This is a genomic window from Alkaliphilus flagellatus, from assembly GCF_018919215.1.
GTDB lineage: Bacteria > Bacillota > Clostridia > Peptostreptococcales > Natronincolaceae > Alkaliphilus_B > Alkaliphilus_B flagellatus.
Map to the genome: position 1 here is coordinate 331,314 of NZ_JAHLQK010000003.1, position 26,614 is coordinate 357,927.

The 26,614-nt window shown below is 35.1% G+C and carries 30 protein-coding genes; 29 read left to right on the forward strand and 1 reads right to left on the reverse strand.

Annotation, left to right across the window (positions count from 1 at the left end):
• Nucleotides 1-63 precede the first annotated feature (63 nt).
• From prfA to KQI88_RS09240, 28 genes are all read left to right on the forward strand, one after another.
• The gene (gene prfA / locus KQI88_RS09105; protein ID WP_216416468.1) at nt 64-1,137 is read left to right on the forward strand and encodes a peptide chain release factor 1; all 1,074 of its coding nucleotides are present in this window, start codon (nt 64-66) and stop codon (nt 1,135-1,137) included.
• Nucleotides 1,138-1,248: 111 nt separating this feature from the next.
• Nucleotides 1,249-1,986, forward strand: coding sequence for a ZIP family metal transporter (locus KQI88_RS09110; RefSeq protein ID WP_216416471.1), 738 nt, complete (start codon nt 1,249-1,251; stop codon nt 1,984-1,986).
• Nucleotides 1,987-2,062: 76 nt separating this feature from the next.
• Nucleotides 2,063-2,506, forward strand: a complete 444-nt coding sequence (locus KQI88_RS09115; RefSeq protein ID WP_212380825.1) for an FHA domain-containing protein — start codon at nt 2,063-2,065, stop codon at nt 2,504-2,506.
• The gene (locus KQI88_RS09120) at nt 2,506-3,792 is read left to right on the forward strand and encodes an FtsW/RodA/SpoVE family cell cycle protein (protein WP_246579217.1); all 1,287 of its coding nucleotides are present in this window, start codon (nt 2,506-2,508) and stop codon (nt 3,790-3,792) included. The genes KQI88_RS09115 and KQI88_RS09120 overlap by 1 nt, the downstream gene beginning before the upstream one ends.
• Nucleotides 3,782-5,185 (forward strand): peptidoglycan D,D-transpeptidase FtsI family protein, encoded by a 1,404-nt coding sequence (locus KQI88_RS09125; protein ID WP_216416474.1) that lies wholly within the window; start codon nt 3,782-3,784, stop codon nt 5,183-5,185. Before KQI88_RS09120 ends, KQI88_RS09125 begins: the two co-directional genes overlap by 11 nt.
• A 4-nt stretch (nt 5,186-5,189) precedes the next feature.
• On the forward strand, nt 5,190-6,248 hold the full coding sequence (locus KQI88_RS09130; protein WP_216416477.1) for an L-threonylcarbamoyladenylate synthase: 1,059 nt from the start codon (nt 5,190-5,192) through the stop codon (nt 6,246-6,248).
• A gap of 166 nt (nt 6,249-6,414) precedes the next feature.
• Nucleotides 6,415-7,209, forward strand: a complete 795-nt coding sequence (locus tag KQI88_RS09135; RefSeq protein ID WP_216416480.1) for a M55 family metallopeptidase — start codon at nt 6,415-6,417, stop codon at nt 7,207-7,209.
• Between the two features lie 46 nt (nt 7,210-7,255).
• Nucleotides 7,256-8,872 (forward strand): ABC transporter substrate-binding protein, encoded by a 1,617-nt coding sequence (locus tag KQI88_RS09140; protein WP_216416486.1) that lies wholly within the window; start codon nt 7,256-7,258, stop codon nt 8,870-8,872.
• A 78-nt stretch (nt 8,873-8,950) separates the two neighbouring features.
• Complete coding sequence (locus tag KQI88_RS09145; protein ID WP_216416489.1) at nt 8,951-9,877, forward strand: ABC transporter permease; 927 nt, start codon at nt 8,951-8,953, stop codon at nt 9,875-9,877.
• Between the two features lie 14 nt (nt 9,878-9,891).
• Nucleotides 9,892-10,743, forward strand: a complete 852-nt coding sequence (locus KQI88_RS09150) for an ABC transporter permease (RefSeq protein ID WP_216416491.1) — start codon at nt 9,892-9,894, stop codon at nt 10,741-10,743.
• An 18-nt stretch (nt 10,744-10,761) separates the two neighbouring features.
• A complete protein-coding gene (locus tag KQI88_RS09155; RefSeq protein ID WP_216416494.1) occupies nt 10,762-11,754 on the forward strand; it encodes an ABC transporter ATP-binding protein in 993 nt (330 codons plus the stop codon).
• Nucleotides 11,754-12,728 (forward strand): ABC transporter ATP-binding protein, encoded by a 975-nt coding sequence (locus KQI88_RS09160; RefSeq protein WP_216416497.1) that lies wholly within the window; start codon nt 11,754-11,756, stop codon nt 12,726-12,728. The genes KQI88_RS09155 and KQI88_RS09160 overlap by 1 nt, the downstream gene beginning before the upstream one ends.
• A 134-nt stretch (nt 12,729-12,862) precedes the next feature.
• Nucleotides 12,863-13,360, forward strand: a complete 498-nt coding sequence (locus KQI88_RS09165) for a low molecular weight protein arginine phosphatase (protein WP_216416499.1) — start codon at nt 12,863-12,865, stop codon at nt 13,358-13,360.
• A 237-nt stretch (nt 13,361-13,597) separates the two neighbouring features.
• Nucleotides 13,598-14,050, forward strand: coding sequence for a ribose 5-phosphate isomerase B (rpiB, locus tag KQI88_RS09170; protein ID WP_216416501.1), 453 nt, complete (start codon nt 13,598-13,600; stop codon nt 14,048-14,050).
• 45 nt (nt 14,051-14,095) lie between these two features.
• Nucleotides 14,096-14,725, forward strand: coding sequence for a uracil phosphoribosyltransferase (gene upp, locus KQI88_RS09175; protein ID WP_212380814.1), 630 nt, complete (start codon nt 14,096-14,098; stop codon nt 14,723-14,725).
• 237 nt (nt 14,726-14,962) lie between these two features.
• A complete protein-coding gene (locus KQI88_RS09180) occupies nt 14,963-15,400 on the forward strand; it encodes a deoxycytidylate deaminase (RefSeq protein WP_216416503.1) in 438 nt (145 codons plus the stop codon).
• An 89-nt stretch (nt 15,401-15,489) separates the two neighbouring features.
• Nucleotides 15,490-16,575 (forward strand): glycosyltransferase family 4 protein, encoded by a 1,086-nt coding sequence (locus KQI88_RS09185; protein WP_216416505.1) that lies wholly within the window; start codon nt 15,490-15,492, stop codon nt 16,573-16,575.
• Nucleotides 16,576-16,723: 148 nt separating this feature from the next.
• Complete coding sequence (gene wecB / locus KQI88_RS09190; RefSeq protein WP_216416509.1) at nt 16,724-17,860, forward strand: non-hydrolyzing UDP-N-acetylglucosamine 2-epimerase; 1,137 nt, start codon at nt 16,724-16,726, stop codon at nt 17,858-17,860.
• A 197-nt stretch (nt 17,861-18,057) separates the two neighbouring features.
• On the forward strand, nt 18,058-18,285 hold the full coding sequence (locus tag KQI88_RS09195; protein WP_216416511.1) for an AtpZ/AtpI family protein: 228 nt from the start codon (nt 18,058-18,060) through the stop codon (nt 18,283-18,285).
• Between the two features lie 4 nt (nt 18,286-18,289).
• Nucleotides 18,290-18,685, forward strand: coding sequence for an ATP synthase subunit I (locus KQI88_RS09200; protein ID WP_216416514.1), 396 nt, complete (start codon nt 18,290-18,292; stop codon nt 18,683-18,685).
• A 42-nt stretch (nt 18,686-18,727) separates the two neighbouring features.
• Nucleotides 18,728-19,420: a F0F1 ATP synthase subunit A gene (gene atpB / locus KQI88_RS09205; protein ID WP_216416515.1), complete on the forward strand. Its 693-nt coding sequence runs from the start codon at nt 18,728-18,730 to the stop codon at nt 19,418-19,420.
• 109 nt (nt 19,421-19,529) lie between these two features.
• A complete protein-coding gene (atpE, locus tag KQI88_RS09210; protein ID WP_456298290.1) occupies nt 19,530-19,790 on the forward strand; it encodes an ATP synthase F0 subunit C in 261 nt (86 codons plus the stop codon).
• A 60-nt stretch (nt 19,791-19,850) separates the two neighbouring features.
• The gene (atpF, locus tag KQI88_RS09215) at nt 19,851-20,354 is read left to right on the forward strand and encodes a F0F1 ATP synthase subunit B (protein ID WP_216416522.1); all 504 of its coding nucleotides are present in this window, start codon (nt 19,851-19,853) and stop codon (nt 20,352-20,354) included.
• Complete coding sequence (locus KQI88_RS09220) at nt 20,342-20,884, forward strand: F0F1 ATP synthase subunit delta (RefSeq protein WP_216416525.1); 543 nt, start codon at nt 20,342-20,344, stop codon at nt 20,882-20,884. The genes atpF and KQI88_RS09220 overlap by 13 nt, the downstream gene beginning before the upstream one ends.
• Nucleotides 20,885-20,901: 17 nt before the next feature.
• Nucleotides 20,902-22,419 carry a F0F1 ATP synthase subunit alpha gene (atpA, locus tag KQI88_RS09225; RefSeq protein ID WP_216416527.1) on the forward strand — a complete coding sequence of 506 codons (1,518 nt, stop codon included), beginning with the start codon at nt 20,902-20,904 and terminating at the stop codon, nt 22,417-22,419.
• A gap of 36 nt (nt 22,420-22,455) precedes the next feature.
• Nucleotides 22,456-23,325 (forward strand): ATP synthase F1 subunit gamma, encoded by an 870-nt coding sequence (atpG, locus tag KQI88_RS09230; protein ID WP_216416530.1) that lies wholly within the window; start codon nt 22,456-22,458, stop codon nt 23,323-23,325.
• Nucleotides 23,326-23,346: 21 nt separating this feature from the next.
• Entirely contained in the window at nt 23,347-24,741 is a 1,395-nt protein-coding gene (atpD, locus tag KQI88_RS09235; protein ID WP_216416535.1) for a F0F1 ATP synthase subunit beta, read from the forward strand.
• An 8-nt stretch (nt 24,742-24,749) separates the two neighbouring features.
• On the forward strand, nt 24,750-25,157 hold the full coding sequence (locus KQI88_RS09240; RefSeq protein WP_216416538.1) for a F0F1 ATP synthase subunit epsilon: 408 nt from the start codon (nt 24,750-24,752) through the stop codon (nt 25,155-25,157).
• Nucleotides 25,158-25,196: 39 nt separating this feature from the next.
• On the opposite strand, the gene KQI88_RS09245 is transcribed toward KQI88_RS09240, so the two are convergent.
• Nucleotides 25,197-25,619, reverse strand: a complete 423-nt coding sequence (locus KQI88_RS09245) for a NusG domain II-containing protein (RefSeq protein ID WP_216416541.1) — start codon at nt 25,617-25,619, stop codon at nt 25,197-25,199.
• A 329-nt stretch (nt 25,620-25,948) separates the two neighbouring features.
• Between KQI88_RS09245 and KQI88_RS09250 the strand changes: the two genes are divergently transcribed.
• Nucleotides 25,949-26,476, forward strand: coding sequence for a YueI family protein (locus KQI88_RS09250; protein WP_216416544.1), 528 nt, complete (start codon nt 25,949-25,951; stop codon nt 26,474-26,476).
• Nucleotides 26,477-26,614: the final 138 nt, after the last annotated feature.

A 26,614-nucleotide genomic window follows, 5' to 3' on the forward strand; every position in this document is an offset into this window, starting at 1 on the left:
AGAAAAAAATAAAATATTATGATATAATTTAACATTGGTAAAAACGTAAATGAGGTGAAGTAAATGCTAGATAAACTAGCTTTTTTAGAGGAAAAATATGAGGATTTAAGTGAAAAAATAGGTGACCCAGAAATAATTAACGATCAGAACCAATGGAAAAGATTAGTTAAAGAACATTCAGACTTAGAAGAAATAGTAATAAAATATCGTGAATATAAAGCAGCAGAAGAAGGATTGCAGGGAGCTAAGGAAATTCTTAGGGATAAGGAAGCAGATGATGAATTAAAGGAAATGGCTAAAATGGAAATTAGCGACCTTGAAGATCAAATACAGGTTCTTGAAGATGAACTAAAGATTTTACTATTACCTAAAGATCCTAACGATGATAAAGACGTTATTGTAGAGATTCGTGCTGGAGCTGGTGGAGACGAGGCCGGATTATTTGCAGCAGATTTATTTAGAATGTATACAAGATATGCAGAAAGTGTAGGTTGGAAGGTTGAAATGATGAGTGCAAACGACACTGGAGTAGGTGGATATAAGGAAGTTATATTCATGATTAAAGGACACGGTGCCTACTCTAAGTTGAAGTACGAAAGTGGAGTTCATCGTGTACAAAGAATTCCAAGTACGGAATCTGGCGGTAGAATTCACACATCTACAATAACTGTAGCCGTATTACCTGAAGTAGATGATGTAGACTTTGAATTAAATATGAACGATATTCGTGTAGACGTATTCCGTTCTTCTGGAAATGGTGGACAGTCAGTTAATACAACAGACTCTGCTGTCCGTGTTACACATATACCTACTGGTGCTGTTGTATCTTGCCAAGACGAAAAGTCTCAGCTTAAAAACAAGGAAAAGGCATTAAAAATTTTAAGAGCAAGATTACTTGATATTTTAATTCAAGAACAACAGGCAGAAATTGCACAAAACAGAAAGAGTCAAGTAGGAACTGGAGATAGAAGTGAGAGAATTAGAACTTATAACTTCCCACAAGGACGTATTACAGATCATCGTATTAACTTGACTATATATAAATTGGATTCTTTCTTAAATGGCGATATTGAAGAAATGATTGATGCTTTAATTACTACAGACCAGGCTGAAAGAATGCAGGAAGCAGGGAACTAATATAATAACAGTGAAAAGTGAGGACAACAGTTCTCACTTTTTATTTATAAATCCCCCAATAGTGGAATATACATTAAGTGTTATATTATTCGCTGAATTGGAGGAGATTTCATGAGTCATTTAGCAAACACTACCTTAATAGGATTTATAGTCGGAGTTTTAGGCACAGGACTTGGAGGAGCATTTAGCTTTTTTATGAAAAACCCATCTAGACGTTTTTTAAGTAGTATTATAGGGTTGTCTGGTGGAGTTATGCTTGCAATAGTTGCATTTGAATTGCTGCCAGAGGCATTTGATATTGCAGGGGTAACAAATACCGCTATAGGCTTAGGTGTGGGAGCTATTATATCTGCATTTTTAGATAATTTAATTACCCCACCTACAAAAACTAGATTATCAGAAAAACAGGGGTACTTAAAAACTGGCATTTTATTAGGGTTAGGTATTGCGCTACACAACTTTCCAGAGGGTCTTGCAATTGGTTCAGGGTTTGCGGCAGAAAGTAGCTTAGGTATTAGTCTTGCAATAGTAATCGCACTGCATAATGTGCCAGAGGGTATTGCTATGGTAGTTCCTATGAAGATAGGGGGCTATGGGGCTTTAAAGGCATTTTTACTTACTTTATTAGTAGGTGCACCTATGGGACTGGGAGCATATTTTGGCGTGTTAATTGGGGAAATGGCCTATGGACTTATTGGAATTTGTCTTGCCTTCGCAGGTGGAACCATGTTATATATTACAATTGGAGAGCTTATTCCAAAGGGAAAAGAGCTAGATAAGGGACGTATTTCTACAATATTTGCTATATTTGGATTTATTTTAGGTATTATAATTTCTAAAAGATTCTAGAAGTTGTTGTTAATTTCTTCATTTTTGGTATACAATATGTTTAAACAATAAATTGAAAGGCTAAGGGTGAAGTCTTATGTTTAAAATCCTTTCATGGATTATAAGATATTTATTTATAATTTTGATATATTATTTCCTTTATGGGATTATTAGGCTTATATATTTAGATATTCAATCTATTAACAAGATTAATCAAAAAGGATATAATAATCCCTATTTAAAGCTTATTAATAGAAAGGAACGTCTTGACTTTGATATACAGGAGTTTTATGATCTGAAAGACGTAACGACTATTGGACGAGCAAAGGGAAGCACCATTCAGCTATTGGACAAGTATATTTCTTCTAACCATGTAAAAATAACTATGGACGAGGGAGAATATTTTTTAGAGGACCAAGGTAGTGTTAATGGAACCTATTTAAATAGTACAAAGATAGAAGATGTAGCTAAACTTAAAAATGGAGACCGTATTGGCATAGGGCAAGTGGAATTTCTATTTGTAAAAGAGGTGGTAGAATAATGAACATCTATAACCTATTTAAAATAAGACGACCTATTTACATATTAATAATTGTAAACCTATTGTTTTTCGGGTTGCTTTATTTATATGTTCAGCCATTAGATTATTCAATATTAGCGGCAGGTGGAGGGGTAATTGGGCTAATGCTGGTCTCCTATGTTGTTATTGTAAAAAGGCAGATGGGGGATCAGTATATATTTTTAATTATATCTATGTTAACTAGCCTAGGTATTATAATGCTCTATCGTTTAAATCCATCCTATGGACTTAAACAAATTAAAATATATGGACTTGGGGTTATCCTATATTTTTTATCCTATATATTTTTTAGACTTATAAAAAATTGGGATCGTTATATATTTTTTTACATCGGTTTTAATATTCTACTGTTTTTAGCAACCTTTGCTTTGGGAACTAACATAAAGGGAGCAACTAACTGGATTAATATAGGTGGATTCTCCTTTCAACCTGCGGAGATAATTAAAATAAGCTTTGTGTTTTTTATTGCTTCATACTATAAACTAAGACTTAGTTCTGATGAGGAGGTAGTTCTTTCTAAACAGTTATACAAATACAAGGAAAAGATTAAAAATGTATATGTATTTTTAGGTCTAGTTTATATGCATATTTTCTTCCTGCTACTTCAAAGAGAGCTAGGTATATCTATGCTCTTTTACATTGTATTTCTGAGTATATTCTATATTTATGAGGAAGATCAAAAGCTACTTTTGTACAATTTAGGTTTGGCAGTAGTAATAGGCATATTGAGTTATTTTACTATGAGCCATGTAGAAGTTAGATTAACCACATGGATTAACCCTTGGAAGGATATTTCTGGGAGAGGATATCAAATTACTCAATCTCTATTTGCTATTGCAGCAGGAGGATTCTTTGGAACAGGTTTAGGCCTTGGTAACCCACAATATATTCCAGAGGTACATACGGATTTTATTTTTTCTGCCATATGTGAAGAGATGGGTGTATTTGGCGGAATGGCCGTAGTGCTTCTTTATTTTATATTAACCTATAGAGGATTTAAAATAGCTCTAACAATTAAGGAACCTTTCAAAAAAATTGTTGCTCTTGGTATCACTTTAATATATGGATACCAAACATTTATTATAGTTGGTGGAGTTATTAAGCTAATCCCACTTACTGGGGTTACGCTTCCTTTTATTAGTTATGGTGGAACCTCTTTGATTTCAGCCTTTATCGCCTTTGGCATTTTACAGGCTATTTCTAAAAAGACCTTAGAGGGAGAGGAGGTAGCTTTAGTTGGAGAGTAATAGAAAAATAGTTCATGTAATTGTGTTTGTGAGTCTTTTGTTTTTTAGTATAATAGGTTATTTAACTTATATTCAAATATTTAGAGCGGATGAAATGGCACAAAACCCTTATAACAAAAGACAATTCGCTAGAGAGGACAAAACTATAAGGGGAACTATTTATGATCGTAATGGTGTTGTATTAGCAGAAACCCAAGTTGGGGAAGATGGTGCAATGAAAAGACTATATACTCACAACAGATTATATAGCCATATTATAGGTTATAGCTCTAAGCAATATGGGAAGGCAGGTATAGAGTCTTACTATAACGATCAATTATTAGCTTTAACAGGTGATAATACTATAGCTAAAATTAAAGAAAGTATTACAGGTGAGCGTATTAAGGGACATAATCTACTACTTACTATGGACCATGAATTGCAGAAAAAGGCGGAAAGCTTATTAGATGGAAAAACAGGATCTATTGTAGCTATGAACCCTAAAACCGGAGAAGTACTGGCTATGGTAAGTAAGCCTGATTATAATCCAAATAATCTAGCAGATGATTGGTCCAAACTGGCGGAAGATGAAAAAAGTCCTTTACTTAATAGAAGTCTGTCTGGGCTATATCCACCAGGATCTATATATAAGCCTATTATAGCTGCCGGTGTGCTTCAAAACGCTAATGTAGACACTAATTATGACTGTACAGGTTCTATAACTATAGACGGATATGTTTTAACGGATGCTAATAAAACTGGACATGGTTATTTAGATTTAAAACAATCTATAATAGTGTCTTGTAACACTAACTTTGCAAGAATGGGAGTAGAACTAGGAAGTAAAGCAGTGACAGATATTTCTAAAGCCTTTTTAATTGGTGGAAAGTTGAAGTCTGATATGCCCATTGTTCAAAGCAGATATCCTTATAGTCAAGGTATGAGTCCTACTGACATAGCTGCTGTGTCCATAGGTCAAGGCAAGCTATTAGTAACCCCAATGCATATGGCTGCTGTAGCTTCTACCTTTGCTAACAAAGGAGTTATGATGTCTCCTTATATAGTAGAGGAAGTTAGAAGTGCCGATGGAAGGATATTATCATCTGCCAAAAGTGAAGGTACTCAAGTTATTGCTGAAACTGTAGCTGGTGAAGTAACAGATATGATGGTGGCAGCAGTAAACCAAGGGACAGGTAGCAATGCAAGTATATGGGGAGTAGATGTTGCAGGAAAAACCGGGACTGCGCAAAATGAAACTGGAGCAAATCATTCTTGGTTTATAGGTTTTGCACCTGCCAATGATCCGCAGATTGCAGTTGCGGTTATTTTAGAGTCTGAAGGAAAAAGTGGTGGAGCAGCGGCAGCTCCAATTGCGAGAGATGTAATAAGGCAGGGGTTAAAAGGAGGACAATAGATTAATGAAGGACACAATGATTGTAGAAATATATCCTACTGAAATAGATAGTAGGTTAATGAATGAATGTGCAAATATTCTAAAACAGGGAGGGACAGTCGCATTCCCTACAGAAACTGTATATGGTCTAGGAGCTAACGCCTTGGACTCAAAGGCTGTAAAAAAAATATTTGAGGCTAAGGGAAGACCCTCTGATAATCCACTAATAGTTCATGTCGCTAAGACAGAGGAAATATTACCATTAGTAAAAGAAATACCCGAAAAGGCTCATAGAGTTATAGAAAAATTTTGGCCTGGGCCTTTAACACTTATTTTCGAAAAAAGTAGTATTATTCCATATGAAATATCCGCTGGACTTTCTACGGTGGCCATTAGAATGCCTAGTCATCCTATAGCCATTAGGCTTATTGAGGAGTCTGGAGTACCTATAGCAGCTCCAAGTGCTAATATTTCTGGTAGACCAAGTCCTACTAAGGCGGAGCATGTAATAGAGGACCTAATAGGCAAAGTAGATGCCATAATTGCAGGAGGAGCTTGTAATGTTGGTGTGGAGTCAACTGTTTTAGATATGACTGGACAAGTACCTATGATACTACGACCAGGTGGAGTTACTAAGGAAATGTTGGAGGAAGTGCTAGGAGAAGTGGTTATAGATCCAGCTGTTGAAAATCCTAATGAGATAAATGGAACTCCTAAAGCGCCAGGCATGAAATATACCCACTATGCGCCAAAAGCTGAGGTTATAATTATTCAGGGAGACTTGAATAACACCGTAAATAAAATAAAAGATATTAGACTTAGTTACGAAGCAGAAAATAAAATAGTTGGTGTAATTTGCACCGACGAAACTAGGGATAAATATGAGGAAGGTATAGTCAAATCCATGGGGAGTAGAAAACACCCAGAAACAATAGCAGCTAACCTATTTAAAGTGTTAAGAGAATTTGATGATACTGATGTAGAGATTATTTTATCCGAGGCTGTAGACAATGTAGAAATTGGACAGGCTATAATGAACAGATTAAAAAAAGCAGCGGGCTACCGAATAATAGAAGCCGAATGATTCGTCATTCGGTTTTTTTATTGCACATATATCCATCTTTAACATACACTAATAGAAATGACTAAAAATTAAAAAACTAACAATCATACTATTGGAAAAAAGAATATAGAATAATAAAATAGAAGAGATACATATAGAAATACATTGTAAAGAAAGGATGAATAATATGAAAATATACATATCTGCTGATATGGAAGGAATTGCAGGGATTGTTCATGGAGATCAAACAGAAGAAGGCCCAGAGTTTATGCAATCTAGAAAATTAATGACTGAGGAGGTAAACGCCGCCATTAGAGGAGCATTTTCTGGGGGAGCCACAGAGGTGTTAGTGAACGATTCTCATAATACTATGAGAAACATTATAATAGAAGATTTAGATCATAGAGCTAGTTTAATTTCTGGTAATAAAAAGCCTCTATCAATGATGGAAGGTGTAGACATGGGTTTTGATGGTGTAATACTTGTTGGATACCATGCCAGAGCTGGAGCACCAGGGGTAATATCTCACACCTATTCAGGTATAATTAGAAGCTTAAAGATTAACGGATATGAACTAGGAGAAGCTGGTTTAAATGGACTAGTAGCAGGATGCTTTAATGTACCTCTTATAATGGCAACAGGGGATGATAAACTATGTGAAGAAGTAAGGGCATTTTTTGGAGAAGTAGAAACAGTGGCAGTAAAACGATATATAACCCGAAGCGCAGCCCAATCTAGACCACTTAAAGAGGTTTATAAAGATATTGAAGCTACTGCAAAAAAAGCAGTAAAGGGCATAAAAAACTTTAAGCCGAAACGATTAGAAGGACCATACGCAATGGAGGTTGCCTTCCAAAACATTATACTAACTGATATGGCAGCTGCCAGAATTCCGGGGGTAAAAGCTATAGATTCTAGTACTATTAGTTTTAATTCTACAGAGTTTTTAGATGTATTTAAGGTATTTTTAAATATATCATAAAAGAAAAGGAGTGAAGAATTTGTTTAAGAGGAGAAGGTCCTTGTTAATGATAACCATTATTCTAAGCCTTGCCCTAACCATTACAGCCTGTAGAGGAAAGGTAGAAAATACGGAAGAAGTCAAAACTGGTGATACGCATACACAAGGAGAAACCTCTAAATACGGGGGTATTTATGAGTCTTATATTGGATCTGACTTTAATACACTTGACCCAGCCTTTGCTACAGCTGCTTTAGATGGGGAAATAGTTTCCCTTCTTTACGATGCATTAGTCCGTTTCGATATAGATGGAAAAATAGTTCCGGGTTTAGCTAAATCTTGGGAGCTTCCAGATGATAAAACATTGGTATTCGACCTAGTAGACAATGCTAAATTCCATAATGGAAATAAAGTCACTGCCCATGATATTAAATACTCCTTTGAAAGAGTATTAGATCCAGATGTTGCTAGCCCACGGACTTGGGTTTTTGACAAAATAATGGGAGCTAAGGACTTTATGGAAGGAACAGCTGAAGAGGTTACTGGAATAGAAGTAATTGACGACTATAAAATAAAAATTACTTTAGAAGAACCCTTTGCTCCATTTCTATCTATGATGGGGATGCCTGCGGCACATATTGTAGATAAAAATGAGATTGAAAAATATTCAGATCAAAATGACTATGCATTAAAGCCGGTTGGAACAGGACCTTATGCTTTTGTAGAATTTAAACCAGGGGATAGATTTGTTGTTAAGGCCAATGAAGAATATTTTGCTGGCAGGCCATTTTTAGATGGAATTAACTATAGGGTTATAAAAGATAATTCTACTGCTATTGCAGAATTTGAGGCAGGTAATCTTGATGCGCTATCTATACCGTCAGTAGAAATAGATCGCTTTGCTAATAACTCAGAGTATAAACCATATATTATTAATAACAATACCTTCTGGAACTACTATATAGGCACCATGAATGACAAAGCACCCTTTGATAACAAAAATCTTCGCCAAGCAGTGCATTATGCAATAAATCGAGAGGCTATACTTAATGCCGTAATTCCAAACACATCCGTAGCGAGTCATGGGCCAATTCCCCCAGGACTTGATGGATATAGATCGGATATAACTTCCTATTCATATAATCCAGAAAAGGCTAAGGAAATTCTTTTAGAGGAAGGCTATTCTAAGGAAAATCCATTAAAGGTTAAGTTTTACCATGCAGAGTCTGCATCTAACGTAGCTTTGTTAGAGCCAGTTCAAGCTATGCTTAATGAAGTAGGTTTCAAAGTAGAACTTGTATCTATGGAATGGAATGCCTATAGAGCAGCTGTAAGACAGGGAGAACCAGATTTGTTTTATTTAAGCTGGGGAGCAGACTATCCAGATGCTGAAAACTATCTTTATCCATTATTCCATTCTACTATGACAAACGGTGGAGGAAACGAAACCAGATATTCTAACCCAGAAGTTGATGCACTTTTAGAACTTTCTCATAAAACTCAAGATTACAAGGAGAGAATTAAATTATACCAACAAATTGAAGATATCGTAATAGAAGATTCTCCACGTATATGGATGTACTTAAGTAGAAACTGGACTGTATATAAGCCTAAAGTACAGGGAGTTCAAATTTATCGTATATTTAATGCAGATAAGAAGTTAGATATTTGGTTGGATAAATAAATATAGTATTTAGATTGCAGGGGCAAAAGCCCCTGTAACTATATTAATTTACATATAGCTTGTAAGGAGGGATAGATATTGCTTTCATATTTAGCACGTCGATTACTTCTACTCATTCCTGTAATCATTGGTGTTACTCTAGTTACATTTTTACTTCTATACGTAGTGCCAGGGGATGTAGTAACTCTGATAGTTGGAGAGAGAGCCAGTGCAGAGATTATTGAAAAAACAACAATGGAACTAGGCTTAGACAAGCCTTTTCATGAGCAATACTTAATCTATATGTCTAAACTTACTAGGGGGGATCTTGGAAAATCCAATGTTAACCATCAAAGTGTAGCTAAATCTATAGCTATACGTTTTCCAGTCACAATTAAACTTGCCATCTTTTCTTTTATTATTTCCGTAATTATAGGTATACTTGTAGGGGTTATATCTGCAGTAAGGCAAAATACTCCTATGGATCAAATGTTACGATCTATTACACTTATCGGTGTTTCTACCCCAGTTATATTTTCAGGATTATTAATGATGTATATATTTGGTGTGTGGCTGAAATTACTTCCCATTTCTGGTGTAGGTGATGGAGGATTAAAGCACTATTTATTGCCATCTCTTGTTCTTGGACTAAACAGTGCTGTATTTAATGCTAGGCTAACCCGATCTTGTATGCTTGAGGTTATAAGACAAGACTATATTCGTACAGCTAGAGCAAAGGGTGTTTCAGAAAAAATAGTTATATATAAGCATGCCATGAGAAATGCTATGATTCCTATAATTACTAATCTAATTATGAGTATAGGTGCGTTGCTCACAGGCTCTGCCTTAACAGAAACTATTTTTGCACTCCCAGGCATAGGATCCTTTACTATAAATGCTGTATTTGCTAGAGATGTACCTGTAGTTATGGGCTGTTTTGTTTTTCAAGCTCTCATATTTGTGTTTGCAAATCTATTTGTAGATATTGCCTATGCCATTATAAATCCACGAATTCGCTTTAACTAAAGGAGGGGTAATTAATGCGAAAAAATACACCTTGGACCATGGCTAAAAGAAGATTAAGAAGAGATAGAAGTGCTATGATTGGACTATACATTATAATTTTTCTTATTTTAATTGCAATATTTGCTCCCCTATTATCCCCATACGACCCTATTAATAGTTATGACTTAACTAAAAATTTGCAGCCACCTAGCAAAGACCATTGGTTTGGTACCGATTGGATGGGAAGGGATGTCTTCTCCAGGGTTCTGTATGGGTCTAGAATATCTTTAACTATAGGCCTTGCATCTAGAGCAGTAACCCTTACCATTGGAATAACCCTTGGAGCCATAGCGGGATATTTTGGGGGCAAACTTGATACTGTTATAATGCGTATTGCAGAAATTATGGATGCCTTTCCAAGTTTTCTTTTTGCTATAGCTATTTCTATGGCTGTGGGACCTGGTATATATACTGTATTTTTTGCTCTAGGATTTGTAGGCTGGTCTGGTATGGCTAGGCTTATAAGGGGACAGTTTTTAGCTCTAAGACAACTTGAGTTTGTTGAGGCAGCCCACTCTCTAGGTGCATCCCATCTTAGAATTATATTTACTGAAATTTTGCCTAGCTGTATGGCTCCTGTAATTATTTCTACTACTATGGGGATTTCTGGAGCAATTATGGCGGAGGCGGGTCTAGCCTTTTTAGGTCTTGGAGTACAGCCACCAGCACCTACTTGGGGATCTATGATGAACTTTGGTAGACAATATATTTGGAGTTCCCCCCACCTAATTATATTTCCAGGTGTAGCCATAGCATTAACTGTATATGGCTTTAATCTATTTGGAGACGGATTAAGGGATGTATTAGATCCTAGAATGAAGGACTAAATAGGAGGGAAATAAATTATGGAGAATAATGTTTTATTAGAAGTTAAAAATTTAAGAACTCACTTTTATACCCAGGATGGAATTATGCCAGCTGTAGATGGCGTGTCCTTTAAAATAAATAGAGGTGAAACTTTATGTGTTGTAGGAGAATCAGGTTGCGGTAAAAGCGTTACAGCAATGTCAATATTAAAGCTGGTACCTACACCTCCGGGTAAATATGTTTCAGGGAATATTTTATTTGGTGGAGAAGATATTCTACCTAAAACAGATGGAGAAATGAGAAAAATTAGGGGAAAAGATATTGCGATGATTTTTCAGGAGCCTATGACATCTCTTAATCCTGTCTATACAATTGGGGATCAAATTGCTGAAGCTATAATTATACATCAGAGAAAGAAAAGGGTAGATGCCATAGAAATAGCTATTAATATGCTTAGAAAGGTAGGTATACCATCTCCAGAGAAAAGGATAAAGGAATATCCTCACCAACTAAGTGGAGGTATGCGCCAGAGGGTTATGATAGCTATGGCATTAAGTTGTAACCCTATGGTATTAATAGCTGATGAACCAACTACAGCCTTAGATGTAACAGTGCAGGCTCAAATATTAGATTTAATGAGGAAGATGCAAAAAGAAACCGGAACAGCTATTATGTTTATTACCCATGATCTAGGTGTTGTAGCAGAAATGGCTGATAGAGTAGTAGTTATGTATGCAGGTAAAATTGTGGAGGAAGGAGCTGTAGAGGAAATATTCGACTCTCCTATGCACCCTTATACAATAGGACTTTTAAATTCAATACCCCAATTAGATAATAGCGGTAAGAAAGCCCTTCACGTTATAGAAGGGATGGTGCCTAGTTTAGACGAATTACCAAAGGGATGCGCCTTTAACCCAAGATGTAAGTATGCTATGGATATATGCAAGGAAAATAGACCAGAACTAATTTCTTTAGGAGATGGTAGCAGAAAATGTGCTTGCTGGCTTAGGGTAGGAAGGGGGAAGAGGTAGTGAAGGATAAGCTTCTAGAAGTTAGGGGACTAAAAACATATTTTCCAATTACAGGGGGTATGTTTGGAGCAACTAAGGGTTATGTTAAAGCTGTAGATGATGTTTCATTTCAAGTTTTTAAGGGAGAGACACTAGGGCTTGTTGGAGAAAGTGGATGTGGCAAGTCTACCACGGCAAGAACTATTTTACGTCTTGTAGAACCCACGGCTGGAAGTGTAATCTTTGAAGATAAAGATATTTTATCTATGCCAAGAAAAGAATTTGTTAAGCTTCGTCGAGAAATGCAGATGATTTTTCAAGATCCCTACTCATCTTTAAACCCAAGAAAAATGGTAAGAGATATTATAGGTCAGCCCTTTAAAATCCATCAACCTAAAATGAGTAATAAAGATAGAGAAGATATAGTTAAAGGATTGCTAAAAGTTGTTGGCTTAGATCCTTCTCACTTAATACGTTACCCTCATGAGTTTAGCGGAGGGCAAAGGCAAAGAATAGGCATAGCTAGAGCGTTGGCTCTTAACCCTAAGCTTATAATTGCAGACGAACCTGTTTCTGCCCTAGATGTTTCTATACAGTCTCAAATACTTAATCTACTAAATGAGCTACAACAGGAATTTAACCTAACATATATTTTTATAGCCCATAACCTAAGTGTTGTAAAACATCTAAGTGATAGAGTAGGGGTAATGTATTTAGGTAAACTAGTGGAGTTAAGTACTAGCGATGAAATTTATAGCTATCCCCTTCATCCCTATACAAAAGCCTTATTTTCTGCAATTCCTATACCGAAGGTAGGAGCGAAAAAGGAGTCTATCATCTTAGAAGGGGATGTTCCCAGTCCACAAAATCCACCTAATGGTTGCAGATTTCATACAAGGTGTAGATATTGTATGAAAATTTGCAAGGAAGAAGAACCAGCTTTTAAACAGGTAGCTAGGGGACACTATGTAGCTTGTCATTTAATGAATAGATAAATATAGGCCCTCTAATGGTTTAATTAGCTACAGAGGGCTTAATATGTGTTAAAATAGAAATAATAATATTTGAGATATATAAGACTAGAGATTATTAATACTTTGGATAAAAGGTGGAGAAGGAGGCAAACTTTATGAAGACCATTTTATTTGTATGTACAGGCAATACTTGTAGAAGTAGTATGGCAGAGGGATTATTTAAGCATATGTTAAAAAGTAAAGAGAATAACTTTAAAAGCATTAATGTAATTTCTGCTGGTACATGTGCATGGGAGGGAGATAATGCATCTCAACATGCAATAAAAGTGCTAAAGGAAAAAGACATAGATATAGGGGATCATCGATCCACTCCCTTAACTCCAAAATTAATTAAAGAAGCAGATTTAATTTTAACTATGACATTAAATCATAAGATGGCAATATTACATATGTGCCCTAAGGCAAAGGATAAGGTATTTACTCTAAAGGAGTATGCTTTATATAGTAGAGAAAAATTTCCTATATCGGATTTGTCTTATCAAAATAGTGATTATGATATAAAAGATCCTTTTGGACGATCCTTAGATATTTATAGGGAAAGTGCTAAGGAGATAGAACAATATCTACAAATACTAGTTGAAAAAATAAAATAAAGTTTGAAGGATTTTTTAAATTAATGTAGAATATAACTTAGGTTTATGTTTAATTGCCTTAAGTTTAAAGTATAAACTTTCTAATTATTGAAGACTTATAAGTGAATAGTAAGTTAGGAATACTCTAAGTACTTGAAATTTTAAACGAAAGTTAAAAATTTCAGTGAGGCATGAGTGGATGCAATAGCATTAGACGATTTTTAGTTTAGATTTGAAATTAATAATGGGGGTGTGAATATGAAAATTGCAATAGGAAGTGACCATGGTGGGTATGGACTAAAGGAACTTATCAAAAAACACCTACAGGAAAAAGGATTTGACATAAAGGATTTTGGTACGGATTCAATTGCATCTACAGACTATCCTGACTTTGCCAGGTCAGTGGGTGAAGCTGTAGTAGCTGAAGAATTTGATAGAGGAATATTGGTTTGTGGCACGGGAATAGGTATATCCATTGCTGCTAATAAGGTACCAGGAGTACGGTGTGCTTTAGTTGGAGACTGTTTTTCTGCTAAGGCAACAAGACAACATAACAATGCTAACATTATAGCTCTAGGTGAGAGGGTTGTAGGCCCTGGACTTGCTTTGGAAATTGTTGATACATGGCTAGGAACTGAGTTTGAAGGCGGAAGGCACCAGAACAGAATTGATAAAATTACTGAAATTGAGAGAAAATACTCAAATCTGTAATTGAAATTTAATAACACATGGATTTTACTAAGGAGGAATAAAAATATGGGTAAAGTAACTGTTATTGATCATCCATTAATACAGCACAAATTAACTTTAATTAGAGATAAGAATACGGGTTCTAAGGAGTTTAGAGAATTAGTAAAAGAGATTTCGATGTTAATGGGATATGAGGTTACAAGAGATCTTTCCTTAGAAGAAATCGAAATAGAAACCCCAGTTTGTAAAATGAAGGCTAAAACTTTATGTGGTAGAAAATTAGGTATAGTTCCAATTTTAAGAGCGGGTCTTGGAATGGTAGACGGTATTTTAGAATTAATACCAGCTGCAAAGGTTGGACATGTTGGTCTATATCGTGATCCAGAAACATTGGTGCCAGTTGAATACTATGTCAAGCTACCTACAGATATTCATGAAAGAGAACTAATTGTACTAGATCCTATGCTAGCTACTGGTGGATCTGCTAATGCTGCAATAAGATTTATTAAAGACAGAGGAGCTTCAAGTATTAAACTTGTATGTTTAGTTTCTTGTCCAGAAGGAATAGCTGCTATTCAAGAACAACATCCTGATGTAGATATTTATGTAGCTGCTATCGATGAAAAATTAAATGATCATGCTTATATTATACCAGGTCTAGGAGATGCTGGAGATAGGCTATTTGGAACAAAATAATTATATATAACGTCTAAAGACATAGGGCGAATTGCTCCTATGTTTTTTATTATTCAAGAAGGTATAAAAAAGTATAAAACTCTAAGTGCTATAAAAGCTGAGGCAATAGTATCAGATAACTTTTATTGGAATAAATATTAAGATTTAATTACAAAGGCCTATAAATGATATAAAACATTCGAATATATGTTAAAATATAGAAATAAGAATAATTTTGCTTGCTAAGGGGGAAAATTTATGCGTCCATCTTGGGATGAATATTTTATGGAAATGGCGGAAATAGTTAAAACACGCTCTACTTGTTTACGTAGACAGGTGGGGGCTGTTGTTGTTAAAGATAAAAGAATTTTAGCTAGTGGATATAATGGTGCTCCTACAGGTTTAAAGCATTGTGAGGAGACGGGATGTCTTAGAGAGCAGCTGGGAATACCTTCAGGGCAGCGACATGAACTTTGTAGAGGTCTTCATGCAGAGCAAAATGCTATTATTCAGGCCTCACTTCACGGAGTTAAACTAGAAGGGGCAACCCTTTACGTAACAATTCAGCCCTGTGTAGTGTGTGCTAAAATGGTTATTAATGCAGGAATTAGCAAGTTGGTATTTAAAGGAGATTATCCTGATGAACTTTCTTGGGAAATGCTTGAAGAATCCGGAATTGAATTAAAAAGGATATAGTTGGTAAGTATATTAATAGATTGCTACATTTAAGATATTAGTGTAAAATAATTAGTTGAAGGGTTTGCTAAATACTAAGGAGTGAAATCATGGAAAAACAAAATATTATTTTAGCAGCAAGTGCTGCATTTGTTATTGCGTTAGTAATTTCATACTTATTGACTCCCTATGCAAAAAAATTAGCCTACAAAATAGGCGCTATTGATATACCTAAGGATAATAGAAGAGTGCACAAAAAACCTATGCCTAGGCTAGGTGGTATTGCTATTTACTCGGCCTTTGTTATTACTGCTATATTTATGGCTGTATTGAATCCTAACATACACTTTAACAGTGAATTTAAAGGAATCTTAATAGGCGTTACTATAATTGTAATGATAGGTATAGTTGATGATGTGAAACAAATTTCAGCTAAGTATAAATTAGCTGCTCAAATAGTCGCTGCTTTAATAGTAGTATATAGTGGTGTAACTATCGATTTTATTAACTTTCCTTTAGTAAAAAGTGAAAGTGGATATGTTTTTTTAAAGGCCTTAAAAATTCCGATGACGGTTTTTTGGATAGTAGGTATTACTAATACAGTGAACTTAATTGATGGATTAGATGGATTAGCTGCAGGGGTTTCTGCTATAGCTTCCTTATCTTTGGCTGCTGTTGCCTACAATATTGGCCAGTATAATGTTGCTATTTTGCTTGCAATATTAGCAGGGGCATCATCTGGATTTTTACCCTATAACTTTAACCCGGCACAAATTTTTATGGGAGATACAGGCTCCTTGGCAATAGGGTTTCTATTAGCTACTATTTCTGTGGAAGGTGTTATTAAAAAAGCTGCTACCATTGCAGTAGCTATACCTGTACTAGCTCTGGGAGTACCCATATTTGATACTACCTTTGCAATAATTAGAAGATTATTAAATGGTAGACCTATTATGGAAGCAGATAAGGGGCATCTCCATCACAGGTTGTTAGATCATGGATTTAGCCAAAAACAAACTGTTGTAACATTATATGCGATAAGTATGGTATTAGGTGGTAGTGCTGTAGTAGTGTCAAATGCTACAACTAGAATAGCTGCATACTTAGTTATTGCTTCTATATCATTGCTAGTTTTATTTGGAGCATTAAGAATGGGACTAATGAAAAAAGTCGAGGAAAGAAAAGCAAAAGTATAGGATATATTTTAGAAGGGCTTAGGTCCTTCTTTTCTATTTTTTGAAGGAAAAATAAAATGTTTGTAGAAATAAGTATTAATGTTTTAGGTAATAATTTCAATGTTAAGATAGAATATAGATATTTTGCGAAATGGAAAGGAAGAATAATATGGAAAAGTTAAAGGTAATGACTATATTTGGAACCAGACCAGAGGCTATAAAGATGGCTCCCCTAGTAAAAAAAATGGAAGAATATGAAGAGATAGAGTCTATAGTTTGTTTAACTGCCCAGCATCGTGAAATGCTTGATATGGTAGTAGAACTTTTTGATATTAAGCCAAACTACGATCTAAATGTTATGAAACATGGGCAGACTATATCTGATATTACAGTAAAGGTATTAAAAGGAATAGAGGAAGTTCTAATTAAAGAAAAACCTCATATTGTTTTAGTTCATGGCGATACATCTACCACATTTGTAGGAGCACTAGCAGCTTTTTATCAAAAAATTAAAGTAGGACATGTCGAGGCTGGACTAAGAAGTGGTAATATCTATTCTCCATATCCTGAAGAAATGAATAGAAGGCTTACAACGAACCTTGCAAGTATTCATTTTGCCCCTACAGATGGTAACTACAATAATTTAATAAAAGAAGGAGTAGATGAGAAAAATATTTTTATTACTGGGAATACTGTAATAGATGCTCTGCTTTCTGTAGTTAAGAAAGATTATATATTTGAAAACCAGCTTTTAAATAATATAGATTATGAAAATAAAAAAGTAATAGTAATGACATGCCATAGAAGAGAAAACTGGGGTAAACCTATGGAAGATATATTTACTTCAGTAAAGGAGTTGGCTCAGGAAAATAAAGAAGTTGAGGTAATATTTCCAGTACATTTAAATCCTAATATACGCTCATTGGCTAATAGTATTATGGGAGATCAGGAAAATATTCATTTAATAGAGCCACTGGACTACGAACCTTTTGCAAACCTTTTAAATAAAGCATATTTAATATTAACAGACTCTGGTGGAATACAAGAAGAGGCACCAGCTTTAGGAAAGCCTATTTTAGTTATGAGAACAGAAACAGAAAGACCAGAGGCTGCCGAGGCAGGTACTGTAAAAATAATAGGTGTAGAGAAGGATAATATCAAAGAAGGAGTAAATCTTCTACTAAATGATAAGTATGAATACGAAAAAATGGCAAATGCTATAAATCCATATGGAGATGGTGCCGCATCAAAAAGAACAGTTGAGGCTTTACTATACTATTTTGGACTTAGGAGTGAAAGACCATAAAACTATAGGGTATAATCTATGACTAAAGTCACAAAAATAATGAAAATATTATGTTATGGTTAGAAATATTCAAAAAATATTAAAGACAGATTAGAAAATTATGCTATAATAAGTAATATAAAAATTACTTAAATTCGTATAAAGTTTCATATAATATGATAAAATATTCCAAAAGTTATAGTTAAGTAGGAGATAATATGGCAAGAAAGACAAGTGCACTCGAAAACCTAGTATTAATTAGTCAAATTGGTATTTCTATGATGGTACCCATTGGAATTGGTCTATACATAGGAAAGTGGCTAGATGATAGATTAGAGACGGGGCCTATATTTTTATTTATTTTTATAATAATAGGCGTTGTTTCAGCATTTATGAGTTTATTTAAGATAACTCAAAGCAGTTCTGAAAGTAAAAAAAGGAAGTGAGAACATGGGGCATACTTGGGATATTCAAGTTAAAATAGCAAAGGGTGTCCTTATATTAAACTTATTAATAGGCGCTGCTAGTTTAATAGTTATACGTCCGTTTATACCGTTTATTAAAGGCCTTGCCTTTGGATCTTTAATAGCAATTTTAAACTTTAGACTCCTTGCCCTAACAATAGATAAAGCTATTAAAATGCCACCCCATAAGGCTCAAACTTATAGTGGGAGTAGATACATTGTACGCTTTTTTATAAATGCAGTAGTTATATATATATCCTTAAAAGGTGAACATATAAATGCATTAGGTACAATTATTGGTTTAATATCAATAAAACCTATTATACTAAAAGAAGGCTTATTTAATGAGGTTAAATTTTTTAAAAAAATTTTTATAAAGTAGCTAAATATAAAAAAATATACATTACAGAAAGGAGGAAAACTGATGGAAGGTTTTGGTCCTAGGCTTATAAATATAGCTGGGCTTCAAATTTCAGAAACAGTAGTAGTTACATGGATTATAATGGCGGTATTAATTATATTAGCTATAGTCACTACACGAAATTTTGAAAAAATTCCTAAAGGGGTACAAAATGCTATAGAAGCTATAGTAGATGCAATAAATAATCTTACTATAAGTACAATGGGTGAAAAAAACAAAGCATTTGCCCCTTATATAGGTACTATATTTATGTTTATACTATTTGCTAATCTAATTGGACTAGTGGGATTGAGGCCGCCTACTGCTGATCTTAACACTACTTTAGCATTAGGTATAATGACCTTTATTATAATTCACTTTTCTTCAATAAAAAGCAAAGGGATAAAAGCCTATATTAAAGGTTATTTTGAACCATTTTTCTTATTATTTCCAATGAATTTATTAGGTGAGTTAGCTACACCTATATCTTTGGGATTTCGTTTATTTGGAAATCTAGTAGGAGGACTTATTATAATGTCCCTACTATATGCAGCCTTAGCAGGGCTTAGTGGTATGATTGGACTAAACACTATACCAATTTTTCAAGCTGGTATTCCAGTTGTATTCCATTTGTACTTTGATCTTTTTTCAGGTGCGCTTCAATCTTTTATATTTGCTATGCTTACAATGGTTTTTATAGCTATGGCTAAAGAGTAATTACTTGGCGTAGTACATATTACACGCAACAAGTATATTTTGTAATACAATAGATTAAATACTTAAAAGTTAAACACAAACAAGGAGGAATTTTATTATGAACGAAATGATGGCAAAAGCAATAGTTTTAGGAGCATCTGCTCTTGGAGCAGGAATAGCAATGATAGCAGGTTTAGGGCCTGGTATTGGACAAGGATTTGCAGCAGGTAAAGGTGCTGAGGCAGTAGGTAGACAACCAGAAGCACAAGGAGATATTACAAGAACTATGTTACTTGGTCAAGCTGTTGCAGAGACTACAGGTATTTATGCATTAGTTATTGCCCTAATCTTAATATTTGCAAACCCACTGGTAGGTATGTTGACAAAATAAAACACTAGATAAATGGGAGATGAAGTCATCTCCCTACATCTTTGGAAGGAGGGCTTAAATATGCTGGGATTAGTGGAGATAAATGCCACCTTTATTTTTCAAATTATTAATACTTTGATAATCTATTTTGCCTTAAGACATTTTTTATTTAAACCGGTTACAGAATTTATGGAAAATCGTAGACGGAATATAGAAGTGTCTATTCAAGAGGCAGAGATTAAAAATAAAGAATCCGATGAATTAAAGTCTCAATATGAAGAAAAGTTAAAGGAAATTAAAAAGGAAAGAAATACTATTATTGAAGAGGCTAATCGTAGAGCAGAGGATAGAGGAAACGAAATTATCCTATCTGCTGAGGAAGAAGCAAGAAAAATTCTAGAAAAAGCAAGGTTAGAAGTTGAAAGAGAAAAGAAGAAAATGATGAATGAGTTAAAAGGAGAAATTTCTCAGCTTGCTATTGCTGCGGCAGAAAAGGTAATCGAAAAGGATCTAGATCAAGGGGCTCACCAACAAATGATCCAGCAATTTATCGATAAGGCAGGGGAAACACAATGGCAGAATTAGTATCCAAAAGATATGCAAGTGCCCTTTTTGAAATTGCTTTTGAAGAGCAGGTCTATGAAAAGGTAAAGGATGAGCTTAGCTTTATATTAGACTGTTTTAAAAGTGAGCCACAGCTTTATCGAATATTAAAAAGTCCTTTAATTTCTGCTGATGAGAAAAAAGATATAGTGTCTAATATTTTTAAAGATAGAGTAAGTCAAGAAGTTTTTAACTTCTTACGTATTATTGTAGACAAAGGAAGAGAAGGTTACATTGAGTCTATGGTTAGGGAGTATATAGCCTTAGCTGATGCTGTTAAAAACAAGGTAGATGCAGTAGCAATCACTGCTATACCTATGGATAAACAGGATCTACTAAAGCTACAAGTAAATCTTTCTATGTCTTCAGGAAAAAATATTCAATTACAAAATCAAGTAGACCCTACAATTATTGGAGGAGTTCTTGTAAAAATTGGTGATAAAGTAATTGATGGAACTGTTAAAAGTCGACTTGCAAACATGCAAGAGCAATTGTCACAAATATTAGTATAGGAACAGGGGTGATAGTAGTGAATCTCAGACCTGAGGAAATTAGTTCAATTATTAAAGAACAAATTAAGAGATATGAAAATAAATTAGAGGTCAAGGATGTTGGTACCGTTATCCAGGTTGGAGACGGTATTGCCAGAATCCACGGACTGGAAAAGTGTATGGCTGGAGAGCTTTTAGAGTTTCCTAACTCAATATACGGAATGGCTTTAAACCTTGAGGAGGACAACGTTGGTTGCGTTCTTTTAGGCTCTGATGAAGCTATTCGTGAGGGTGATACAGTTAAACGTACTGGAAAAATAGTAGAAGTTCCAGTAGGAGAAGCATTACTTGGACGTGTTGTTAATGCTTTAGGACAACCTATCGATGGTAAAGGTCCTATTAATGCTAATACTTATCGTGAAGTAGAAAGAGTTGCACCAGGAATTATTGCCAGAAAGTCTGTTCACGAGCCTATGCAAACAGGAATAAAGGCCATAGACTCTATGATACCAATCGGCAGAGGGCAAAGAGAGCTTATTATAGGTGACCGTCAAACGGGAAAAACTGCTCTAGCTATCGATACAATAATTAACCAAAAAAATACAGACGTAATTTGTATTTATGTGGCTATCGGGCAAAAGAAATCAACTGTAGCACAGATAAAGGATACTTTAGAAAAGGCTGGTGCTATGGATTATACTATTATAGTATCATCCACTGCAGATGAACTTGCACCACTCCAATATTTAGCACCGTATGCGGGATGCGCTATGGGTGAAGAGTTTATGGAAAACGGAAAGCATGTTTTAATCATATATGATGACCTTTCAAAACATGCCGTAGCATACCGTGCCATGTCATTATTACTTAGAAGGCCACCGGGACGTGAGGCCTATCCTGGAGATGTATTCTACTTACACAGTAGATTACTGGAAAGAGCTGCAAAGCTAAGTGATGAAAGAGGCGGAGGTTCCTTAACTGCACTACCTCTTATTGAAACCCAAGCAGGAGATGTTTCTGCATATATTCCAACTAACGTAATTTCTATTACAGATGGTCAGATATTCTTGGAGACAGAGCTTTTTAATGCTGGTGTTAGACCTGCGGTAAACCCTGGTATTTCAGTATCTAGGGTTGGTGGTAATGCTCAAATTAAAGCTATGAAAAAAGTAGCTGGTACTCTAAGACTTGAACTTGCTCAATATAGAGAGCTTGCAGCCTTTGCTCAATTCGGATCAGATTTAGATAAAGAAACTCAAGAACGTTTATCCCAAGGGGAAAGAATTCTTGAAATATTAAAGCAACCACAGTACGATCCAATGCCTGTTGAAAAGCAAGTAATGATTATATACGCTACAACTAAGAAATATCTAACTGATATTGCAGTAGAAGATGTTAGAGATTTTGAAGCAAACTTCCTAAAGTTTATGGACAATGAGTATCCTGAAGTAGGAAAAGCTATTGTTACTACAGGAAATCTTGATGGAGAAACAGAGGAGAAACTAAAAGAGGCTATAGAAAGCTTTAAGAAGCAGTTTAAGGCGGAAAGGGAATAAAAGCAGAGTGCTGCTAATCCCAGGAGGTGAAAAGGTTTGGCCGGATTAGGAATGCGGGATATTAAGCGTCGTATTAAGAGTGTTAACAGTACAAAGCAAATTACAAAGGCTATGGAGCTAGTAGCTTCTTCTAAAATGAAAAAATCAAGGGAACGTCTAGAAAAGACAAGACCCTACTTTAATGCAGTAAGAGATGCTGTTAGTGATATAATATCCAGTACCAAAGGAGTAAAGCATGAGCTTATTACTCCAAGAGAAGTCAAAAATACTGGATATATTGTAATTTCCGCGGATAGAGGATTAGCTGGAGGCTACAACGCCAATGTTATTAAAGCAGCAACTGGGCATATGAAGGAAAAGGATAAAGTATCCGTAATATCTATTGGACAAAAGGCAAGAGACTACTTTAGAAAAAGAAACTATGATTTAGATGGTGAGTTTACCCATATTTCTGAAGACCCTACTTACTCAGATGCACAAAAGATCGGAAGACTAAGTGTAGAATTATATAAACAGGGTTTGGTTGATGAAGTATATTTAGTGTATACAGAATTTTTAACCACTATTAGCTACAATCCAAAGGTTATTAAGCTTTTGCCTTTAGAGTCACAGGCTGATGAAACTAAAAAAGAAAAGGTAAAATCAAGGGAACTTATGAGCTATGAACCTTCTCCAGAAGCGGTTTTAAGCTATTTGATTCCTAAATATATAGATAGCACTATTTATGGAGCTCTTGTAGAATCTGCTACTAGTTATCAAAGTGCTACAAAGATAGCTATGGAAAGTGCTACAGATAATGCGGAAGAAATGATAGATAAATTACAGTTACAATATAACCGTGCAAGACAGGCATCTATCACCCAAGAGATTACAGAAATCGTTGGAGGAGCCGAAGCATTGAGTTAAAAGATAAGGAGGTAAGATTATATGGCTGAAGGAAATGTAGGTAAGCTGGTACAAATAATTGGACCGGTTGTAGATATACGATTCAGCAGAGAAAATCTACCAAATCTATTAAACGCTATTGAGATTGAAGGACCAGATGGCAAAATTATAGTAGAAGTATCCCAACACATAGGAGATGATACGGTTCGTTGTGTTGCCATGAACTCTACAGACGGACTTGTTCGTGGCATGGACGCAAAAGATACAGGACGTCCAATCACTGTTCCAGTAGGTAGGGAAACTTTAGGTAGAATTTTCAATGTAATAGGAGAACCGGTTGATGAAAAGGGGCCAGTTAATTCTGAGTTTAATGCACCTATTCATAGACAAGCACCAAGTTTTGAAGAACAAGCAACTTCTTCAGAAATTTTAGAAACTGGAATTAAGGTAGTAGACCTTATTGCACCTTACTTAAAGGGTGGAAAGATCGGTTTGTTTGGCGGTGCTGGTGTTGGTAAAACTGTATTAATTCTGGAGCTTATTAACAATATCGCCAAAGAGCATGGTGGACTTTCTGTGTTTGCTGGAGTAGGGGAAAGAACTAGGGAAGGAAACGATCTTTATAACGAGATGATTGAATCAGGAGTTATTGATAAACTTTCCCTTGTATACGGACAGATGAATGAGCCACCAGGAGCTAGAATGCGTGTTGCCTTAACTGGACTTACTATGGCAGAACATTTTAGAGATCATGAAGGTCAAGACGTACTTTTATTCGTTGACAATATATTTAGATTTACACAGGCAGGTAGTGAGGTTTCTGCCTTATTAGGACGTATGCCTAGTGCCGTTGGATACCAACCAACACTAGCTACAGAAATGGGAGCACTTCAAGAGAGAATTACTTCTACTAAGAAAGGTTCTATCACTTCTGTACAGGCAGTTTATGTACCAGCCGACGACTTAACTGACCCAGCACCTGCTACAACTTTTGCTCACTTAGATGCAACAACTGTACTTTCACGTCAAGTTGCCGAGTTAGGTATTTATCCTGCCGTAGATCCACTAGACTCTAGTTCTAGGGTGCTAGATCCAGCTATTGTAGGAGAAGAGCATTATAAAGTAGCCAGAGGGGTACAGGAAGTACTTCAAAGATATAAGGAGCTACAGGACATTATCGCTATTTTAGGTATGGACGAGCTATCCGACGAAGATAAATTAACAGTTGCTAGAGCGAGAAAAATCCAACGTTTCCTTTCTCAACCATTCAGTGTTGCAGAACAGTTTACCGGTATGGCTGGTAAATACGTTCCACTTAAGGAAACAATTAGAGGATTTAAAGAAATATTAGAAGGGAAGCATGATGATATTCCAGAGTCAGCCTTCCTATTTGTAGGAACAATTGATGAAGCTGTAGAAAAAGCTAAAGGGAAGTAGGTGATCATATGGCATCTACATTTCGTCTCCAAATAGTTACACCAAGTCGTATGTTTTATGATGATGAAGTAGAAATGACCATCGTTAGAACTATAGAAGGTGATGTGGGGATTATGAGAAATCATATGCTTATGGTAGCTCCTCTAAAAATTGGAAAAATTAGAATCAAAAAGGATGGACAGTTTAAAGAAGCTGCTATTTCTGAAGGTTTCATACAGATAGAATCAGACTATACTAGAATTATAACAGATTCCGCAGAGTGGCCAGATGAAATAGATGTTAAAAGGGCAGAAGAAGCTAAAGAAAGAGCAGAAAGACGCCTTGCTGCTAGTAAAAGCGATATAGATAAAGTAAGAGCAGAAATAGCTCTTAAGAAGGCTCTAAACAGATTAGACGTAGCAGATGAAAAGAAATAGAAAAGTGAGATTGCATATGCAATCTCACTTTTCTATTTCTTACTGTACTATAATATCAAACATATCATCATCCGCTACTGTAGCACCTTCAACAGTTACATACATCTTAATAGGAAGAGCCACTATCATCTGATATGACTCGCTAATCCATCCCATTTCTTTATGAATACTTAAAGGCACTACCTCGTCTGGTAGTCTATGGAGCATTACCTTACCATCCTTCATTTCAAACCGTGCTTTATATTCTTTTCCCCTAACCTCAAAAGGAATCTCTTTAAACTCCGATTCGGGAGTATTTGTTAATGTAAAACGAGCAACTTCCTTACCGTCAATATTTACAACTACTTGTTTTTCAGAACCTGCACTTGTTAGTAATGTAGGTATGGCAAAAATACTAGCTATACTAGCTACCAAAATAAAAACAATTAATATTTTATCTGCTTTAGTCATTATTTTAAACATTCTTCCCACCTCCTAGGAGGATAATAGTTAGTCACATAAAAATATTATATCCTATTTTCCTTGTCTAAGAAAGTATAAATTTTTAACAATATAAGATTCCTAAAGAAGTAGAAGGTCAGTAATATTTTGAGTACTTTAAATTTAGCATGAATTCTTAGGGCTTGAAATTTTTGATAACTGTTTAAAATTCAAGTATAATAGAATTGGAAGACCTTTAATAAGTTTAAAAACGAATTATTTTATCATATTATCATATTGTTATATTGTAAAACAATGCATGAAGGGTATAATAAATAACATAGCATTTAAAACAAGAGGAGAGAGCATCAATGATGGACAAAAGTGAATTGGAGAAAACGATAGAATATGCTATAGGTGGTACACCACAAATAAAGCCTGATGAAAAACGGAAATGGCTAGGAGAGTTTAGAGAAAGAGTCATATTAGGATTAACTATGGAGCAATCTTCTATGATTGAGGCACAAAACTACGTAGAAGATGCCTTAAAGGATAATATGGCAGAAATTATTATAGTAAATCAAAAGATACCTATGGAAGTAATGTCTAAATACATGAAACTAGCTAAGGATACAAGCAAGGAGTTCAAAACTATATCTACTAATAGTGAAGAATCAATGGGCATTGTAGTAGTGAGCCGCCAAGCCGTAGAAAGGGAAAATGTAGAGGTAGAAATAAAAGAAGTACCTGCAAGATTTAAAGAAACTAATGATAAGGAAATATGTGGAGATTGTTATAAAGAGGTAAGTGTTAAATGGCCTAAGTTTAGTAAAAGATTTAAAAAGTTTGGGCTTTTAGATAGAATCATGGGCGCAAAGTGCCCTATTTGTAAAAAGTAATAGGCATAGATACAAGATAAATCAACATATAATTATAAGTGTATAATTTAAAAAAATAATGTATAGTCTCCTTTTATTGGGTCAATAATTAAAGACAGAGGGAAGGTTTTAGGTTGTAATATAGATGTTTTTCGTCCC

Coding starts and splice junctions, on each gene's coding strand:
- prfA (WP_216416468.1), top strand. CDS start 64: ATGCTAGATAAACTAGCTTTTTTAGAGGAAAAATATGAGGATTTAAGT.
- KQI88_RS09110 (WP_216416471.1), top strand. CDS start 1,249: ATGAGTCATTTAGCAAACACTACCTTAATAGGATTTATAGTCGGAGTT.
- KQI88_RS09115 (WP_212380825.1), top strand. CDS start 2,063: ATGTTTAAAATCCTTTCATGGATTATAAGATATTTATTTATAATTTTG.
- KQI88_RS09120 (WP_246579217.1), top strand. CDS start 2,506: ATGAACATCTATAACCTATTTAAAATAAGACGACCTATTTACATATTA.
- KQI88_RS09130 (WP_216416477.1), top strand. CDS start 5,190: ATGAAGGACACAATGATTGTAGAAATATATCCTACTGAAATAGATAGT.
- KQI88_RS09135 (WP_216416480.1), top strand. CDS start 6,415: ATGAAAATATACATATCTGCTGATATGGAAGGAATTGCAGGGATTGTT.
- KQI88_RS09140 (WP_216416486.1), top strand. CDS start 7,256: ATGATAACCATTATTCTAAGCCTTGCCCTAACCATTACAGCCTGTAGA.
- KQI88_RS09150 (WP_216416491.1), top strand. CDS start 9,892: ATGCGAAAAAATACACCTTGGACCATGGCTAAAAGAAGATTAAGAAGA.
- KQI88_RS09155 (WP_216416494.1), top strand. CDS start 10,762: ATGGAGAATAATGTTTTATTAGAAGTTAAAAATTTAAGAACTCACTTT.
- KQI88_RS09165 (WP_216416499.1), top strand. CDS start 12,863: ATGAAGACCATTTTATTTGTATGTACAGGCAATACTTGTAGAAGTAGT.
- rpiB (WP_216416501.1), top strand. CDS start 13,598: ATGAAAATTGCAATAGGAAGTGACCATGGTGGGTATGGACTAAAGGAA.
- upp (WP_212380814.1), top strand. CDS start 14,096: ATGGGTAAAGTAACTGTTATTGATCATCCATTAATACAGCACAAATTA.
- KQI88_RS09180 (WP_216416503.1), top strand. CDS start 14,963: ATGCGTCCATCTTGGGATGAATATTTTATGGAAATGGCGGAAATAGTT.
- KQI88_RS09185 (WP_216416505.1), top strand. CDS start 15,490: ATGGAAAAACAAAATATTATTTTAGCAGCAAGTGCTGCATTTGTTATT.
- wecB (WP_216416509.1), top strand. CDS start 16,724: ATGGAAAAGTTAAAGGTAATGACTATATTTGGAACCAGACCAGAGGCT.
- KQI88_RS09195 (WP_216416511.1), top strand. CDS start 18,058: ATGGCAAGAAAGACAAGTGCACTCGAAAACCTAGTATTAATTAGTCAA.
- KQI88_RS09200 (WP_216416514.1), top strand. CDS start 18,290: ATGGGGCATACTTGGGATATTCAAGTTAAAATAGCAAAGGGTGTCCTT.
- atpB (WP_216416515.1), top strand. CDS start 18,728: ATGGAAGGTTTTGGTCCTAGGCTTATAAATATAGCTGGGCTTCAAATT.
- atpE (WP_456298290.1), top strand. CDS start 19,530: ATGGCAAAAGCAATAGTTTTAGGAGCATCTGCTCTTGGAGCAGGAATA.
- atpF (WP_216416522.1), top strand. CDS start 19,851: ATGCTGGGATTAGTGGAGATAAATGCCACCTTTATTTTTCAAATTATT.
- KQI88_RS09220 (WP_216416525.1), top strand. CDS start 20,342: ATGGCAGAATTAGTATCCAAAAGATATGCAAGTGCCCTTTTTGAAATT.
- atpD (WP_216416535.1), top strand. CDS start 23,347: ATGGCTGAAGGAAATGTAGGTAAGCTGGTACAAATAATTGGACCGGTT.
- KQI88_RS09240 (WP_216416538.1), top strand. CDS start 24,750: ATGGCATCTACATTTCGTCTCCAAATAGTTACACCAAGTCGTATGTTT.
- KQI88_RS09245 (WP_216416541.1), bottom strand. CDS start 25,619: ATGTTTAAAATAATGACTAAAGCAGATAAAATATTAATTGTTTTTATT.
- KQI88_RS09250 (WP_216416544.1), top strand. CDS start 25,949: ATGATGGACAAAAGTGAATTGGAGAAAACGATAGAATATGCTATAGGT.